This is a genomic window from Phenylobacterium sp., from assembly GCF_035309685.1.
Classification (GTDB): Bacteria; Pseudomonadota; Alphaproteobacteria; order Caulobacterales; family Caulobacteraceae; genus Phenylobacterium.
The window spans coordinates 81382-97888 of sequence record NZ_DATGEX010000064.1; the positions used below are offsets into that span (position 1 = coordinate 81382).

Here is a 16507-nt window from a genome sequence, read left to right on the forward strand (position 1 = left end):
GGGTTTGTGCGCGGGTGGCCCTCGACGGGAACCGCCTGAGCGAGAAGCGTCGCGCAACCGGGGGGCCGTTCGATGTGGGGGATTCGGCAGGGCCTTTGCGCCCTGGCAACGGCGCTGTGGCTAGGTTTTGGCTTCTCGACTGCGCAGGCCCAGTTGCCGGCAATGAAACTGGTCGCGGCCGACTTGGTGTCTCCGAGCCAGGCGTGGTCATTCTATGGATCGGCCACGACGCATACCCTGGGTTTGGCGCTCGCCGCGGACCCCGGGCCCGAAATCCGTGCTGTTTCCCGCAGCCTCGGCGCGAGCGGCAATGGCAAGGACAGCTACACCCAGAATGTATTCGACTATGTGCGCAACAATATCGAGGTTGAGTTCCGCTTCGGCCTCGCCAAGGGTGCCCGCGGGGCTCTGATCGACCAGTCCGGTACGCCGTTCGACCAAGCGGATCTGATGGTTAAACTGCTGGACCAAGCCGGCGTTCCGAACGTCGCCTACAAGGTCGGTACGATCACCTTAACCGGCTTGCAATTCGGCCAGTGGACGGGCCTCGTCACCAACCCGGGCGCGGCACCCGCCGCACTCGCTGTCGATGCCCGCGCGGCCTGCCAGCTTCTCGCCGACGGCGGGATCCCTGCCATCGTCAACAACCAAACAACCTGCGCTGCGGTGACCGGCACACTCTCCACCGTGACGCTCGCCCACATCTGGGTCGCGGCGAACGGCAACCTCTATGATCCATCATTCAAGCGCCACACCCTGAAGCCCGGTCAAGACATCGCGAGCCTGATGGGATGTGGTCCTTCGTCGGCCTCGACCTGCGGAGCGGGCGTCTTGGCGCAGATGATGGTCAACGCCACCCAGCCAACGGTAAATGGCTTCGTGGGCGTGAAGGACGCCAACCAGGCGCTGGCTGTCGGCGCCGTGCAGACGTGGGCTGCAAACCTGCAACACAGGCTTGAAACCAACAATCCCGGGCAGGGACTGGACGATGTCATCGGCGGCAAACGGATCGACGCCAGCTACGCGCCGGCGGTGTCGGCGAGCCTGCCCTATCCGGCACTCGAACAGATCAACTGGAGCGATGTCAACGGGATCCCGGACAAGTACCGCTCGGTCCTCAACGTAGTGGCCGGATCTATCAATCAGACCTTCTTCAGCGACGAGATCTCGACTCGGATCGTGCGGCTGGCAGCGGGCACGCTGTACGCTGACGACAGTCTGGTCCAGTCCTGCGGCACCGGCTGCATCACATACCCGCACGGATTGTTGACGCTCCAGATCACTCTGACCGCGAGCCATCCCTACGCCTACCAGCACGGAGCATTCGCCAGCAACAGCATCACCGGCCCCATGGGCGACCTGGTCACGGTCATCCAAGGCTGGGGCGACGGCTCGCCACAGACCCAGAAGTTCTTCAGCGATCTGCAGGCTGTGGACAGCAGCCCCACCAGCCAGGGACGGGACGAGGTTCCGTTCGCGGTGAATTTTCTCGTGCAGAGGAGCATGTTCAATCGGCTGGCGGCGCAGGTCAGCGGATCTACGATCGGAACCCATAACACCATTGGCATGGTCACAGCGCAGCTCCCGCCGGAAACCCTCCCTGCGACCTCCTCTCTCGATCCCAACTACGACATGACGGCGATCAGCACCGTGAGTGTGACGCCGGCGACCTATTCCACCGCAGCGGCTTCCGCGGCCTTCGAGACATCATCCCTGGTCCAGGTCGCGATCGAAGGGTCGGTCAGCCAGCAGGCACGCCATGCCCCAGTGACGGTCTCCGCGATCGCCGCCTTCGTTGACCAGAATCGACAGCACTCGCCGTTTGTGCTGGTGCCGAGTGCATCAGTTGTCAGCTTCGGTCAGGCTCAAGGCGGCGATCCGTCCTTCTATCAGATGCTGTCAAATGGCCGGTACGACTACATGACAGCGACAGACCCGGTCCTCTACGTTTGGGGTCAGCCATTTTTGGCGGCCAGCTTCAAAATTGCCCTTAGATCGGATGCGAACGCCTACATCCTCCTTGACGGTTTTGGACTTTCGAAGGGCGCAACGACTCCGGCGCCGACCGGTGCCGACCCCGAGGCCGACATCATCAAATCAGCGCATGCGACCGAGGCCGGCCGCAGGTCCGCCGAAGCGTCGGTGAACGAAGCGACGGGTGGGCTTGCCGTGGCTCCGCCAGCGGACATTGTCACGGGCGTGGGCGACTTTCCGTTCAGTCTACCGTTCAAGCGCTTCTACAGCTCCGACAACGGCACGCTCGAAACTCTTGCGGGTCCGCAGGGCGCAGGCATCTGGCCGCAAGGCCGTATCGGCGTCTGGCGCTACTCGGGGGCCGACGAGGACAGCAATTCGCACCTCGGCGGGGGATGGACCCACAATTTCCAGATCACGGCCAGCATCGTCAGCAACCCTCAAAAGACCTTCGGTCGCGACTCCGCCCTGGACGCCTCGGCCGCGATCGCTGTGGCCTATGTGCTCAACGACCTCTTCAAGACCCCCGATCTTCAGCATCGGATGGCGGCCATGTTCGCCGCATCCTGGCTCAGCGATCAGCTTCCGGACAACGCGGTCGTAGTCTCCCTGCCGCCGACGCAGGAAGTGTTTCTAAAACTCCCTGACGGCCGCTTCAACGCGCCGCCGGGGTCGGCCGCGTCACTCGTCCAGACCAATGGGCGCGCGGGACCCTATTCGGGGCTCAACTCCGGAAGCGGGTCTTCGTGGGACTATTCGCTGATCACATTCACGCGCACGGACAAGGACGGCGCGCGGATCAACTTTAGCATCGGCTCGCTCTCTGCCCTGCTGATTCCAAGCCAGCCCACCAAATGGATCGGGGATCCGGTCTTCAAGGCCGATACCTGGGCGTTTCCAAATGGCCTTACGATCAACTTCAACTACCAGCCCGAGTCGGTGAGCTGGCTTGACGCCGCCGGTCTTGTGGCAGATGCGGGCGGCCTGGGTCCAACCTACCAGCACTACTATCTGACCAGCGTCTCCAACTCCCTTGGGCGAACCCTGACCTTCACCAATGTGCTGACGGGCGGTGCGTTCTCCAACTCGCTCTTCACCGGCAGCCTCGAAGGTTACAACGTGGGACACCGCATCACCGCGGTGACGGACGACAGTGGGCGTTCTGTCCAGTTCGCGCTGGCCGGATGCCCCCAAGTGTCACCTGGCCCCTTCGATGCTTCCGCGGTGAAGGCGCTGGCTTGCAATACTTTCACTGCCACCGATCCGATGACGTTGGTCAGCAAGTACGAATATGCCGCCGACAGCTACTCCCCTGACCCCTCGGTCATCGTGCGCCCGAACTACAAGCTTCGGCGCATCTATTCGGCCGGCGATCCTGCCAACATTCAGACCTACCCTCTGCTGTTCATCGCCTACGACGACCTCCTTCGGGTTGCGACCGAGATGGACGCCCTCAACAGGGTCACCACCCACCTATCGGGGGGCATCGCCGAGGAAATCTGGAAGCGGGCCGTGAAGATCGACGCCCGCGGCAACAGCTGGCTCAGCCTCTACGACGAAAACAACAGCGAATTCCAGTCCGTCGATCCGACCAACGCGGTGACGCAAAAATACTATGACCCGATGCGCCGCCTCACCAAGACCATCAATCCTGAACTCGACACCGCCGAGCAGGCGTATGACGTCCGCTCCAATGTCGTTTCGACATTGCGGACCCCAAAGCCGGGTTCGCCACTGATGCCCCTGAGAACGACGACCACCCTTTCGGAAGGGATAGGTGTGATCACCTGCACCAATCCCAAGACGTGCAACAAGCCGACCAGGATCACCGACGCTATAGGCGCCGTGAGCGACTACACCTGGGACGCAGGATCCGGCGAACTCACCCAAATCCTTCAGCCTGCCGATATCCACGGGGTGCGGCCGGAGCGGGACTTTACCTACACCGCCACAACCATGGGCTCGGACACGGTCCAGCTGCTGACCGCCGCGACGAAGAAAATCTCCTCGTCCCAAAGCGTCACGACCACCTACGCCTACAATTCCGCGAACAAGTTTGTGTTGGGCTCGGCCACGATCGACCCGACCGGTCTCAATCTGACCACCACGCTTGGCTTCGACTCCATAGGCAATGTTCTCCAGATCACCGACCCGCGGACCGACACCACCAACCTAGTGTGGGATTCCGACCGCCGCCTGACATACCTTATCTCGCCTGATCCAGATGGCGCTGGGCCGGCGGCTCGCACCACGCAGCACTGGACCTACGACGACGACGGGCTGTTCACCGCTGAGGAGAAGGGCACGTCCACCTCCGCCCTGGCGGCCGGCTACACGGCGCTTCTGCGGACCGAATTCGCCCACGACGCGGTCGGCAACCGTGTTCAGGAAGCTGTCCGCGATCTAGGCAGCGGCTCCATCATCGCACTCACCCAGTTGTCCTACGACCCCACGGACAACCTGGCCTGCACGGCGGTCCGCATGGACCCCACGACCTTCGGCGCCCCACCGTCAGACGCCTGCACGCCCGTCGCGGCGAACATCAACACGCCGCTCCAGGACCGGGTCACCTTCAACGGTTACAACTTCCGCGGCGAGCTCACCGAAACAGATCGGGGATATTTTGGGCAGGCCGCGACTAACCTCAAAGCGCTGGCCATTGAGTCCTTCGGATATTCGCCGAACGGTCAGCGCACCCAAATCACCGACGCCAACGGCAATCTGACCACGCTGCAATATGACGGCTTCGACCGCCTCGCGAGTCAGATCTATCCCGTGCTCGCCCGGGGAGCTCGCGCCTCAAACGCCGCCGATCATGAGGACTTCAGCTACGACGGCAACGGCAACAGACTCTCGTTCCGCCGCCGCAATGGCCAGAGCCTGACCTACGTCTTCGACAACCTGAACCGCGTGATCGAGAAGCATCTCGAAGCCGATGCGCCTCATGACGTCTACTACGACTACGACCTTGCCGGGCGGATGACCTCTGCGCGTTTCGCGGGCCCTGCGGGCTTGGGCACGATCCTGACCTACGATCTCGCGGGCCGCTTGACCCAGGACCAGACCTTCGGCCGCAGCGTGACCTCAACTCTAGACCCCGCCGGGAATAGGATCGCGGTAACGCTCTTCGACGGCTTTTCGACGCTCTACGACTACGACGCCGCCAACCGCCTCGTCGGGCTGCGTGAGCCGGCTCAGGCCGCCTGCCCGGCGACGTCCGGCGGTGGGGCGGTGGGCCTCGTGTGCATCTTCTACGATCCGCTGGGACGCCGTGCTCACATGGACCGCGGCAACGGCGGCTACGCGGACTACGCCTATGATGGCGCCGGACGGCTGAGCGCGCTGACACAAGCTGGCACCGATACCCAGAAGGTGTCGCTGCAGACCGTCAGCTTCAGTCCCGCCTCCCAAGCGACCTCGTTGGTCCAGCAAAGCGACGCCTACACCTGGGTTGGCCGCCCACCCATGTTGCCCAGTCGCACGTTCGACGGCTTGAACAGGGACGCCACCTATACGGTCCTCAGCGGATACAGCGCGAATGGCAACTTGACGGGCGATGGGGCTCGCGCGCTGACCTATGATCTCGAAAACCGCCTCATCAGCGTTGGTCCAGCGCCAGGCCAAAGTGGCGTGTCGATGGCGCTCACCTACGACCCGCTGGGACGACTCTCGCAGACCACAGCGACCACCGGCAGCTCAAGCACCGTCACGAACTTCCTCTACGACGGCGACCGGTTGCTGGGCGAATATGACAACCTCAACCATGCGGTACGCCACTATGTCCACGGAGGCGGAATCGACGAACCCCTCGTTTGGTACGAGGGATTGGACGAGACTTCGCCGAAGTCCTGGCTGCACGCCGACCGACAGGGCTCGATCATCGCGACCTCGAACGCCACCGGTGCTGTCACGACCTACAGCTTCGGCCCCTACGGAGAGACGAGCTCCTGGGGCCCGATGCGGTTTGCCTACACGGGCCAGATCGCCCTGCCTGAGGCCCAGCTCTACCACGACAAAGCCCGCGTCTATGACCCGATGATGGGTCGGTTCCTGCAAACCGACCCCATCGGCCAGCAGGACGATCCGAACCTGTATACCTATGTGAAGGACGACCCGACGAATCGGACTGATCCAAGCGGAACTGAGTCCGCTCAGACAACACTTCAAACCCTTGCCTCAATCGATGCTGACCAGCGAGAGCATCCCGATCCACAGCGAGCTCGCACAGAGCTCATCGCGACAGGAGTCGTCTTTGGTGGGGCGGGTGGCTGCGCTGCTGGTGGCTGTGAGGCCATAACGGGACGAGTTGTTTTCGCTGCGGCGCGGCAAATTGCGAAGGAAGTGGCCAAAAGGGAGGGGTGGGCTCCTCCCAAAAAGAGCGATTCGGGCGGAGTCAAAGTCGGTGACGGCAAAGGCAATCAGATTCGAGTCGAAAGAAAAGGAGCTGAAGGAGGAGGTCCAGAAGTGAAGGAGACGCGGGGTGGAACTGTTCGCGATGCCAAGGGGAATCCCGTGCAGGGAGATCGACCCTCACATGCACCGGAGGCGCACATTCCTGCGATTGACTGGATCAAGCAGAAGCTGTTTGGGTCATAAGCCATGATACTGAAAGCAGTTGAGACGAGAAGAGAGATCGCATGTCGATTGAGGGATGTTGTTTCTCTTCCCGATGCATCTATGGATCAGAGCGATTCTTATGATACGTGCGATTTCTTTCGAGACGACTTGGCGTTTGATCCGCCCTACGAATCAATGGTGGGTCTTGTCATTTTTCTCGACGAAGTAGAGCAATTTGCAGCGTTTATGGCTCTGCTCAACGAGGCCTGCACACGCTCACGTCTAGGCGAGCCCGGCGAGGAGTTGATACGCAATTTGCAGGTCGCGTCCCGCGAACTCCTAAGAACAATGATCGGTAACGGACAAACCGGATTTGGAGTGACCCCCTGTAGCGAGACAGGGAAATAAGGGACAGTTCTCTTTTGGAGAACGGATGTCCAAGCAGGAACGACAAAGGTTCAGCCGCGAGTTCAGGCTCTCGGCGGTGAGCCCGCTGAAGGCCGGTGAGAGCCGCAGTGCGCTGGCGCTGGAGGTGGGCGTCAAGCGGACGATCCTCTACCGGGGATTACGGTGACACTGTATGAAATGGCAGGCATCCTGAATCGTTCGGAGGTCTTCGGTCCCAAGATATCCGATGGCCCATCTTGCCCGCGTCGTCATCCCCGGTCCGCCGCACGACGCGACCCAGCGGGGCAACCACCGTGAAGCGGCCTTCTTCGGCGATGACGACTACCAAGCCTATCTGGACCTGATCTCGGGCGCGTCGGGGATTCGCGCGCTGGCGGCAGCGCCCCGCCCGCTCCAGTGTGCTTTGGTGCTATCGCCGGCCCGCCGATCACAGCCAAAGAAAGCACGCCCCCTGTTTGGAGCGTGCTTCCGGTCCGCGGGCCGCTATGCGGCGGAAAGATCTTCAAAGATCTGTGCCGCGCCCAGGCGGTAGTGCGTCAGCACGAGCGCGGCGGCGCTGAACAACGCCATCCACCGATCCTCCGGCAGCCATGCGCCCCGACGTCGCGGGAGGCGATGGGCAAGCGCAGGTATCTGGCGCGCCACCGCCGCAGCGATCTCAAGACGCGTGCGCGCGCCGACCTCGGAAAAGCAGTGCTGAACATCGGCACGCGCGAAATGGACCACTTCGATTCCGCGATTCAGCGCGGACGCGATGATCGCCTTCTGCAAGGCGACGACTCGCGAGCCCAGGATGCAAAACGTGCGTCCACCGCAACATCGCTAATTCAAGCGCCGGGACATGGATCAAAATCTCACCCCGCCCAAGAGCGCCCCAGACTCCCCCGAGATTCTCGGCGGCGGCGGACTGTAACCGCCTCGATGTCGACGCCCTGGCGAAGCCGGACGCCTTGCCCTACCCCACCGTCATCGCCCGTCGCGCCGTCGGCTGGCGCGAACGCGAGACCGACGACGGGATCGCCGCAGGTCCGCGGCCCGCCGGGCCCTTCAGTGCAGACTAGCGCTTTTCCACTGTTCTGAGCCGCCCGAACCCCATCCCGTTGGCTGCGGGCCGCCCCTCCCGCGGCCAGCGTCGACGGTCAGCCTTCCAGGTTGCGGTCAGACATATTGCAACCTCCCTACTTTGCTGCGAAGGTTCGCTCGCAACTGCGCACGGGGGTGCAAGTGGCGTTCCGGATTCTCTCGCTCGACGGCGGCGGTGTGTGGGCGCTGATCCAGGTCCGCGCGCTCATTCAGCTCTATTCCCCCGCAACGACAGGCCATGAGGTCCTCGCCGATTTCGATCTGGCGACGGCCAACTCAGGAGGCTCGATCACACTTGGAGGCCTCTTGGAGGACCTCCCGCTTTCCACGGTGCTGGGCTACTTCGAAACCGAGGCCCTTCGCCGCTCGATCTTCCAGCCCACCACAAAAGCGCTGATCGGCCTCATTAGCGGGCTGACCAGCTTCGGGCCGAAGTTCAGCGCGAAAGCCAAGCTGTCCGCGCTCCAGGCGCTGATGCCGAAGACGGGCGCACAGCCGCTCAGTCTGGTGGCGTCTGGGCTGCGCCGGGCCGGCGCGGCCAACGACCTGCATGTGCTCATCACCTCTTTCGACTTCGACCGCAACGGCGCCTGTTTTTTCCGTTCCGCGCAGGCGGGAAGCGCGGCTTGGGGCGTCGGGGCGGCGAGCGACGTGCCGCTGGCGCAGGCCATCCACGCCTCTTCCAATGCGCCGGTGAACTACTTTGACGAGCCCGCCTATATCGGCGACGGCCGGTATTGGGATGGCGCAGTCGCCGGCTGCAACAATCCGGTCCTGGCCGGGGTCACCGAGGCGATCACCCTTGGGGTTTCGCCGGCCGACATCGTCGCTCTCAGCATTGGGACCGGCATCACCCATCTGCCGGGACCGCCTGCTCAGCAACCGGCCTCCGGGCTCTTCGCGGCGCGAAGTGAGCAGGGTTTCCCCATCGACGTCGCGAAGCTCGCCGGCTGCATCACCGACGATCCTCCCGACATCGCGTCATTCCTCGCCCATGTCATGACCGGCGGCGGCGGTCCCGCGCCCGCCGACAGCCGCATCGTCCGCATGAATCCGATGATCAGTCCCACGCTTGACGCAAACCAGAATTGGTCGCCGCCGGGGGATTGGACGATGGATCAATTCGTCTACCTCACCAACATCAGCATGGCGGCTCTCCCTCAGCCAGACGTGGACTACATCTCATCCTTCACCGCCTGGTGGTTGGCGGACAAGGTCTACAACCAGCCGATGCGGATGCAGACGGACACCCTCAGCCCCGAACTTGGCTACCGCACCTTCAGCGGGGCGTGGGCCGCGTGGAACGCGTGCAAGGCGCTCGGATGACCGTCTATGGAAGCTTTGGGAGGGCTCGCCATGCTGCGTAAGCTCCGACACGGACTGGGCGCGCGGCGCTGGCTTCTTGTCGCAATGGCGGTCGTGACCGCCGCCGTTTTGACCGGCGCCGCCTCCAGCATGGCTCAGACGCCAGCCACCCCAGCGGCGAAGCTCGCCGCCGCGCAAGACCCCGGTGTCGTGACGCCAAAACAGGGTGAAGGCGACAAGTCGAAGCCGTCTGCGGCGACGCCAGATTGCAGTTCAGCATCTTATAATGACCTGCTGGGCCAGACGACGGCCGTGGCCAAGGGCTTCGTGGTGCCGGCGTCTGGAATTCTGCCGTCGCAGGCGGCGACCATGTTCACCTACCTGCACCCAAAGGACGCCGCTTCCGACCATCTTGAATTCCGCGCCTTCCTAGCGCCGCAAGGCGAAAAGAACGCGAAGTCCTCGGAAATTCCCCTCCTACAGGTCGTCCACCCAGTGGCTGATCCGAGCGATGATGCGAAGGGCGCCGGGGCGACGGCCGACAACGCCTACGGGCTTAAGGTGAAGATCAACGATGGCGACTCCCTCAAGCTGATCGACCATCATTGGCTGTTCGTCGTGGCGTGCCAGAAGCTCCCGGCGACAAGCGCAGGCGCCACAGCGACCAACCGCCTGGTGTCGTTCGCCGCCCTGCCCGTGCGCGTAAGCGACAAGACCGGTGCGGGATTGACGGCATTTGGCATCATGGTCGTCGTCTATTGCATCGCCGCGCTGCTCCGGTTCTTGGCGGGACAAACGACTCGCGCCGCGAAAGCTCAATTATCGGAGCGGTTTTCGGGTGCGGGCGCTCGGCCGGTCCGCGTGAGCAACCAGGGGGTCCAAATCCCATGGTGGCAGTGCTTCGATCCGGTGGTTTTGAGCGCCGACATCTTCAGCCGAGCCAGCCTCTCCCAGCTGCAGGTCCTGATCTTCCTAATGCTCGTGGGCTATGGCGTCAGCTATTCGCTGCTGCGGACGGGCACGCTGAGCGAACTCTCGCCCTCGATCGTTTTCCTCCTTGGAATTCCCGCAGCGGGGGCCCTGGGCAATACAGCGGTCAACACCACGCGCGATCGATTCACCGCCGACAACTGGGCTTGGCTGGTCAGCCATCATGTCCTCACCGTCGACGATCCGGGGACCGACAAGCCGAAGTGGCGCGACGTCCTGACGACCGGATCAAAGGTCGATCTTTACAAGCTTCAGGCCTTCACGTTCAGCATCATCGTCGGCGTGGCGATGATCTACTCGGGATTCACTAACCTTGAGAGCTTCAAAGTCCCCGACACCTTGCTGCAGATCCTCGGCCTGTCCCAGGTGGTCTTCGTGGGCGGCCGGCTGACACAGCCCACCAGCGTCGGCGACGCGGACAGCCTGGTCACCGAACTCCGCAAACGAGCGGGCGACTTAAAGGTCGCCGCAACGACGGGCGTCGATGTGGACTCGAACGGCAAGCCGCTGGGCGTCCCTAGCCCGGGCGCCGGGCTCAACGTCGTGGCCTCGATGGCTGACGCCCAGAAATTCGCCCCGAACGCCGCCACTCGCTACGCGGAACTCGCCAATGAAGTCACGATCCTGCTGAAGGGTCTGACCTATCGCGACGTGGTGACCGATCGATTGGAAGACCCCTTCACTTGGGGCCAACCGACGCTCTCCGCGCCGGCCGCGACACCGCCCGGCGCGCCGCCTCCCGCGCCGGCTCCAGTCGCACCGCCGGCGGCTCCGGCCGCGGCACAGGGCCCCGCGAAAGCACCGTAACTGCCGAGACTGCAGCCCTCGGCCGACCTAGTCGCGGCGAGTCTCGCCCTTTGGACTGATCCGGCGCTGGCCTGCGCCCCACCGTCGGAGCTGAGATGGATATCGAGTTCCACTACTACATGACCTACCTGATCGCGGCGCGGGCCGGCTTCAGCGCAGGGCAAGCCGAGACCCTGGCGCATGCGGCGCAGAGCGTCGACGACAATCACATCAAGTACCAGATCACTGGCGCCCCAAATGGCGGGTACAACAACTACATCAGCCAATCGATGAACATTCTGAAGCCGACGACGCAACTGCTTCGGATCTATCCGATCTTCCATTTCATTCCTGGGGATCCGGACGCCCCGAGCGCGCAACGATCTGACGGCCAGCAAGACCTCTGGGTGACGACGCCAGACAGCGCGGTCGCTCGCCAAATGATCGACGAGGCCCTTGCATCAGACGATCTCTACCGGATCGGCGTCGCAGCGCACGGATACGTCGACACCTGGGCGCATCAGAACTTCGTCGGCCGCCGCGCCGCGTTCAACGACATGCCCGACGGGGGTCTGGTGGGCGCGTTCTTGAGCGTTGGACACGGGGCGGCCGGCCACCAGCCCGACCACCCGGCGCTGGTTTGGCAGGATCGTCGGCTGAGCGCGCCCGACGTGGATAATCGTCTGCGCTTCCTCGATGCCGCAGAAGCCCTCTTCAGGCGCCTGGCGCGGCACATCAACAACGCCGCCGACGATGCCTTCCTGACCTCAGAGGCCGCCATCCTGCGCCAACATCTCGATGCCGATATTGGACCGTCCGATCCGACAACCGACGACACTCTCAGGGCTGCCCGCATAGCCCGTTATCAGGCCCGCGCATTGCAGCCAGCCTATGGAGGCGCAGCGCTCCCCGACTATGACGAAGATGCTTGGTTCAACTCTGCAGTCTTAGAGCGCGACGCGACGCTGCGCCAACGCGCCGACCGGCTGTTGGGCATGATGGCCGACTATGTGGACCAATCTGACGCCCTCCCCTGCGCGTGGCGCGATCCAGCTACTTATAGCCAGAGCGACTGGTTCCGCTTCGTGGAAGCGGTGAAGGCCCACCAGAATGCCTGTTGGGCGTTACTTGAATCCGAAGGCCTGCCTGGGCTCGATGCTCCCGGCATGTGACGGCGCTGGGAGAGGAATTCAGACGCGGGGAGGCCTGAAATCAGGGGGCGCTAGGGTCCGTGGCGACCGAGCTACTCAGATCGACAAGAAGGACGCCCGATGGCGCTCCCGGTACAGCGATTTGGCAGTTCTGTCCCAACTGCCACATGTAGGCGCCGGGATAGCCGCATCCCGCGGGTGCTGAGTCCGGGAAATTTGTCCCGGGAAACGGGTGTGGTGCTGCCGTCTCCACTCGGTACGCCCAGATCCGCACGGCGGGCAGCGCCACATGCACGTCCGCGGCGAACGTGTGGGAGCAGTAGACACCAGCCCGGTAGCCGGCGGACTGCACGCTGGCGACCCATGCCGCGACATAGTCAGTTCGCGGCGAGACGAACGGTGGGCCGTCTTCGAGGTCGAGGTAGACGAAGCTGCCTTGGACGAAGCCTTCATTGGCCATCATCTCGGCCGCATCTGCGCCATCGATCGTGCCCTGGGCGCCGGAGACCTGATGGCTGCCCAATCCGCCGAGTTGCTGCCCCAGGTAAGTGGGAGCCAAACCCCATCCCGCAGCCTGCAGGGCTTCGCGATTGCCCATCCATCCGATGTCGTGATGGCTTGGGGCCGGAGCAAGGTAGTAGCCGCACCAACTGAGATTGCTGTTCGCTTTAAGCCAAGCGAGCACATCTGCGCCTGGAAAGCTTGACGTATCAACCCCGGCAAATCCTGGCATGGTCTTCTCCTACTGGCGACCCTGGTCGTTGCGCCGCGCTGCCATGCTGGCCTCGATCTTCCGCGTGTTTGATCGATGAGATTCGACACGGTGTCAGGGTCGCCATATCAGTTGCGTGCATCAGACATATTGACACGTTATGGTTGATTGTTAGCCTATCATCGGTGGGCGAACAATGGTCCATTGAGCTTGCTTTCTCGACCGAAGATGGCCTTCCCGCCACGCCGAAACAGACGATGATAACAGAAGAAGAACTGCGGCTTGCCGGCGCCGACAAGATGCTGATGGCGATTGTACCGTGGCTCACAGACAGGGCCGTCCTCGACGTCAACGCCACCCTGCGCGCTGAACTTGTGTGTGCCCGAGATCCAGAAGAACGAATGGCCTGTCTCTATGCCCTGGACCTGTTGTCAGCGGGCCGAGAGCGGCTGAGCGCATTTGATTTCGGAGCTTGGACAAGGAAGCGGGCACCCGAACGCTAAGCGTCCATCGTCGATCGATGCCAACAAAAGCCACCGCCACGCGAGGGACAATTGGTTTGCAAGGCCGTCACTAAATATCTGAATTCGTTGAACTACAAAAAGGCCTGGTTTTCCGACAACCGATTGAATCATTGGGAGACACGAGGGCCTGCAAATCCGTGAACCCGGGTTCGATTCCCGGTCAGGCCTCCAAATCTTTCGAAGTACCCTGCCCTACCCCGCGTCGCCCCATTGGCGGTGTAGCGACGCCGTGACGTGGCTTAGCCGCGTGCGGGCCTCCCAGGAGAGCTTCTCACCTTCCTGGGCGATCACGTCGTTGAGCTCGAACAAGAGTTCGCGGCTGACGCGGTCGACGATCTCGCTCTCGATGAAGGTGATGCCGCACAGGCGCTCGCCGCGGGTCACCGGCTTCACCTGGTGGATGGTGGTGGACGGGTAGATGACGGCGGCGCCCGGCGCGAGCTTGAAATCGACCTCGCGGCTGCCGAGCCGCACCGACAGCTCGCCCCCGTCATAGTCGGCGATCTCGTTCAGGAAGACCGTGCAGCTGAGGTCGGAGCGCAGCGGGCGCGCGCCGATCGGCAGGAAGGCGTTGTCGGCATGCGCCCCGTAGTTCATCCCCGGCCGGTACTTGGTCAGCACCGGCGGCGCCATGCGCTTGGGGAAGGCGTAGGCGACGAACCGGGCGCTGCGGCCAAGGGCGCGGCCGAGGATCTCCGACGAGGCCTTCTGCCGCGGGTCCTGCTGGTCGGCGTGCAGGTTGTTCTTCACCTTCGAGTCCGGGTTGGTCGCCCGGCCGTCGACGAAGTTCAGCGTGGCGCCGAACTCGCGCAGCTGGGCGACCTCGGCGGCGGTCAGAAGGTCGGGAATCTCCAGGAACATGACGCCGTCTTCTAGTTCATCAGCCCCGGACCCATAAGTCTTTGGGCGAGGTAGGTGTATTCCAGCGCCACCCGCATCGCCTGCTCGTTGAGGTTGGCGCTGGCCGCGTGGCCGCCATCGACGTTCTCGTAATAGAGGTAGTCGTAGCCGTACTCCTTCATCCGCGCTGCAGCCTTGCGGGCGTGGGCCGGATGCACCCGGTCGTCCTTGGTGGAGGTCTCGAAGAACACCTTCGGATAGGGCTTGCCGGGCGCCAGCAGCTGATAGGGCGAGTAGGTGTCGAGCACCGCGCGCTCGGCCGGGACCGCGGGGTCGCCATACTCGCCGACCCAGGAGGCGCCGGCGCCGATGTGGGTGTAGCCGATCATGTCGAACAGCGGCACCTGGATGACGATGGCGTTGTAGAGTTCCGGGTGCTGGGTGAGCGCCACGCCCATCAAGAGGCCGCCGTTCGAGCCGCCGCGGATGCCGAGTTTCTTGGGCGAAGTGATCTTGCGCGCGATCAGGTCCTGGCTGACGGCGAAGAAGTCCTCGTAGACCCGCATGCGGGTGAGCTTGAGGCCGGCGTTGTGCCAGCGGGGGCCGAACTCGCCGCCGCCGCGGATGTTGGCGACCACCAGCACCCCGCCCTTCTCCAGCCAGAGCTTGCCGGTCGTGCCGGAATAGGTCGGCGTCTGGCTGAGCTGGAAGCCGCCGTAGGCGGTGAGCAGGGTGGGCGCGGTCCCGTCCAGCTTCAGTCCCTTGGGCGCCACCACCCAGTAGGGGATCTTGGTCCCGTCCTTCGAGGTCGCCCAGAGCTGCTGGACGGTGTCCTTCGAGGCGTCGAAGCGCGCGGGCGAGGTCTTCAGCATCGCCGCCTTGCCGGTGGCGCCGTCGGCCAGCCACTGGCTGGAGGGGGTCAGGAAGCTGGTCACGGTGACGATCATCTGGTCGCTGGATTCCGACGTGGAGGCGACGCTGATGGTGGAATCCTTCGGCAGGGCCACGGCGGACGAGGTCCAGCCCTTCGGCCCGTGCCGGTAGGTCACGAGCTTCGCCTTGACGTTGTCGTAGAGCACGACGTTCAGGCGGCCCTTGGTCGAGCTCACCTCGTCCACCGCCTGGCTGAGGCTCGGGCGCAGGATCAGCGTCCCTTTGAGATCGCCCGGATGGGCCTTCACCGCCGCCAGGCTGAAGGCGATCAGGTCGCCCTCCTTGAAGCCCTTTTGGGGCCAGTCCTGCTCCAGCGTCACCACCAGCTGCCCGCCGACATAGGCCTGGACCGTCGCCTTGGTCGGAAGCTCGATCTTCGCCGTTCCTGAAGGCCCGATCAGCCGGTGCTCGGTGTTGAAGAAATCGAGGCCGCGCTGGGCCATAACCGCGGCGACCTTGCCGTCCGGCTCGCGCAGCACCAGCGGATTGACCGACACGTCGGTCTTTTCGCCGCGGTAAACCTCCTGGGCGGCGCTCAAGGGTTGGCCGCGTTTCAGGGTCTTGAGGATGTAGGGATAGCTCGACTGCGTCAGGTCGCCGGGCGCCCATTCGGTGGCGACGGCCAGCGTGTCCTTGTCGATCCAGCTGAAATTGGCCTTGGCTTCCGGCAGGTGGAAGCCGCCGGCGACGAACTGGCCGGCCGAAACGTCGAACTCGCGCACCTCGACGGCGTCCTTGCCGCCGTTGGAGAGCGACACCAGGCAGAGCCGCGAGTCGGGGCGCAGGCACTGGGCGCCCTTGAACACCCAGTTCTTGCCCTCCGCCTTGGAGAGCGCATCGAGGTCGAGGATGGTCTTCCAGACCGGCGCCTTGCCGCGGTAGCTGGCCAGCGTCGTCGAGCGCCAGACGCCGCGCACGTGGTCGGCGTCCTGCCAGAAGTCGCGCAGCGTGCCGTCGCCGGCGATCGCCACGTTCGGGATGCGGTCCTTGGCGGTGACGATCTTCAGCGCGTCGGCGTAGAAGCCGGCGTAGCGCGGATCGTTCTGCAGCTGCGGCAGCGAGCGCGCGTTCTCGGCCCTGGCGAAGTCCAGCGCCTTCGCGCCCTCCGCCTCCTCCATGTAGGCATAGGGGTCGTTCGCGGCGTTTGGGGCCGAATTGGGGGACGGGGCGGCGCCCATGAGAAATGCTCCTGCCAAGAGGGCGGCCATCGCGCGCACGATCATCGTCTAAGGAACTCCCCGACT

The 16507-nt window shown here is 63.7% G+C and carries 10 protein-coding genes; 6 read left to right on the forward strand and 4 right to left on the reverse strand.

The annotated features are described in order from the left end of the window. The first annotated feature begins 72 nt into the window (after positions 1-72). Both VKQ35_RS19420 and VKQ35_RS19425 read left to right on the forward strand, forming a co-directional pair. On the forward strand, positions 73-6570 hold the full coding sequence (locus tag VKQ35_RS19420; protein ID WP_324364375.1) for an RHS repeat-associated core domain-containing protein: 6498 nt from the start codon (positions 73-75) through the stop codon (positions 6568-6570). Positions 6571-6964: 394 nt separating this feature from the next. Then, complete coding sequence (locus VKQ35_RS19425; RefSeq protein WP_324364376.1) at positions 6965-7105, forward strand: hypothetical protein; 141 nt, start codon at positions 6965-6967, stop codon at positions 7103-7105. Between the two features lie 317 nt (positions 7106-7422). On the opposite strand, the gene VKQ35_RS19430 is transcribed toward VKQ35_RS19425, so the two are convergent. Then, positions 7423-7710 carry a hypothetical protein gene (locus VKQ35_RS19430; RefSeq protein ID WP_324364377.1) on the reverse strand — a complete coding sequence of 96 codons (288 nt, stop codon included), beginning with the start codon at positions 7708-7710 and terminating at the stop codon, positions 7423-7425. 453 nt (positions 7711-8163) lie between these two features. On the opposite strand from VKQ35_RS19430, the gene VKQ35_RS19435 reads away from it, so the two are divergent. The 3 genes from VKQ35_RS19435 to VKQ35_RS19445 all read left to right on the forward strand — a co-directional run bounded on the left by VKQ35_RS19435 (position 8164) and on the right by VKQ35_RS19445 (position 12275). After that, positions 8164-9348: a patatin-like phospholipase family protein gene (locus tag VKQ35_RS19435; RefSeq protein WP_324364378.1), complete on the forward strand. Its 1185-nt coding sequence runs from the start codon at positions 8164-8166 to the stop codon at positions 9346-9348. 30 nt (positions 9349-9378) lie between these two features. Continuing rightward, positions 9379-11124, forward strand: coding sequence for a hypothetical protein (locus VKQ35_RS19440; RefSeq protein ID WP_324364379.1), 1746 nt, complete (start codon positions 9379-9381; stop codon positions 11122-11124). A gap of 95 nt (positions 11125-11219) precedes the next feature. Next, entirely contained in the window at positions 11220-12275 is a 1056-nt protein-coding gene (locus VKQ35_RS19445; RefSeq protein WP_324364380.1) for a DUF6765 family protein, read from the forward strand. Between the two features lie 40 nt (positions 12276-12315). Here the strand turns inward: VKQ35_RS19445 and VKQ35_RS19450 are convergent, their stop codons facing one another. Further along, positions 12316-12987 carry a glycoside hydrolase domain-containing protein gene (locus VKQ35_RS19450; protein ID WP_324364381.1) on the reverse strand — a complete coding sequence of 224 codons (672 nt, stop codon included), beginning with the start codon at positions 12985-12987 and terminating at the stop codon, positions 12316-12318. A gap of 68 nt (positions 12988-13055) precedes the next feature. Between VKQ35_RS19450 and VKQ35_RS19455 the strand changes: the two genes are divergently transcribed. Beyond that, complete coding sequence (locus tag VKQ35_RS19455; protein ID WP_324364382.1) at positions 13056-13469, forward strand: hypothetical protein; 414 nt, start codon at positions 13056-13058, stop codon at positions 13467-13469. A gap of 213 nt (positions 13470-13682) precedes the next feature. On the opposite strand, the gene VKQ35_RS19460 is transcribed toward VKQ35_RS19455, so the two are convergent. Further along, positions 13683-14351 (reverse strand): Fe2+-dependent dioxygenase, encoded by a 669-nt coding sequence (locus tag VKQ35_RS19460; protein WP_324364383.1) that lies wholly within the window; start codon positions 14349-14351, stop codon positions 13683-13685. Positions 14352-14362: 11 nt separating this feature from the next. After that, positions 14363-16441 (reverse strand): prolyl oligopeptidase family serine peptidase, encoded by a 2079-nt coding sequence (locus VKQ35_RS19465; protein WP_324364384.1) that lies wholly within the window; start codon positions 16439-16441, stop codon positions 14363-14365. Between the last annotated feature and the right edge of the window lie 66 nt (positions 16442-16507).

Bases quoted from the DNA above. Each gene is read 5' to 3' on its own strand.
- VKQ35_RS19425 (WP_324364376.1), top strand. From the start codon at position 6,965: ATGTCCAAGCAGGAACGACAAAGGTTCAGCCGCGAGTTCAGGCTCTCG.
- VKQ35_RS19445 (WP_324364380.1), top strand. From the start codon at position 11,220: ATGGATATCGAGTTCCACTACTACATGACCTACCTGATCGCGGCGCGG.
- VKQ35_RS19460 (WP_324364383.1), bottom strand. From the start codon at position 14,351: ATGTTCCTGGAGATTCCCGACCTTCTGACCGCCGCCGAGGTCGCCCAG.
- VKQ35_RS19450 (WP_324364381.1), bottom strand. From the start codon at position 12,987: ATGCCAGGATTTGCCGGGGTTGATACGTCAAGCTTTCCAGGCGCAGAT.
- VKQ35_RS19420 (WP_324364375.1), top strand. From the start codon at position 73: ATGTGGGGGATTCGGCAGGGCCTTTGCGCCCTGGCAACGGCGCTGTGG.
- VKQ35_RS19465 (WP_324364384.1), bottom strand. From the start codon at position 16,441: ATGGGCGCCGCCCCGTCCCCCAATTCGGCCCCAAACGCCGCGAACGAC.
- VKQ35_RS19440 (WP_324364379.1), top strand. From the start codon at position 9,379: ATGCTGCGTAAGCTCCGACACGGACTGGGCGCGCGGCGCTGGCTTCTT.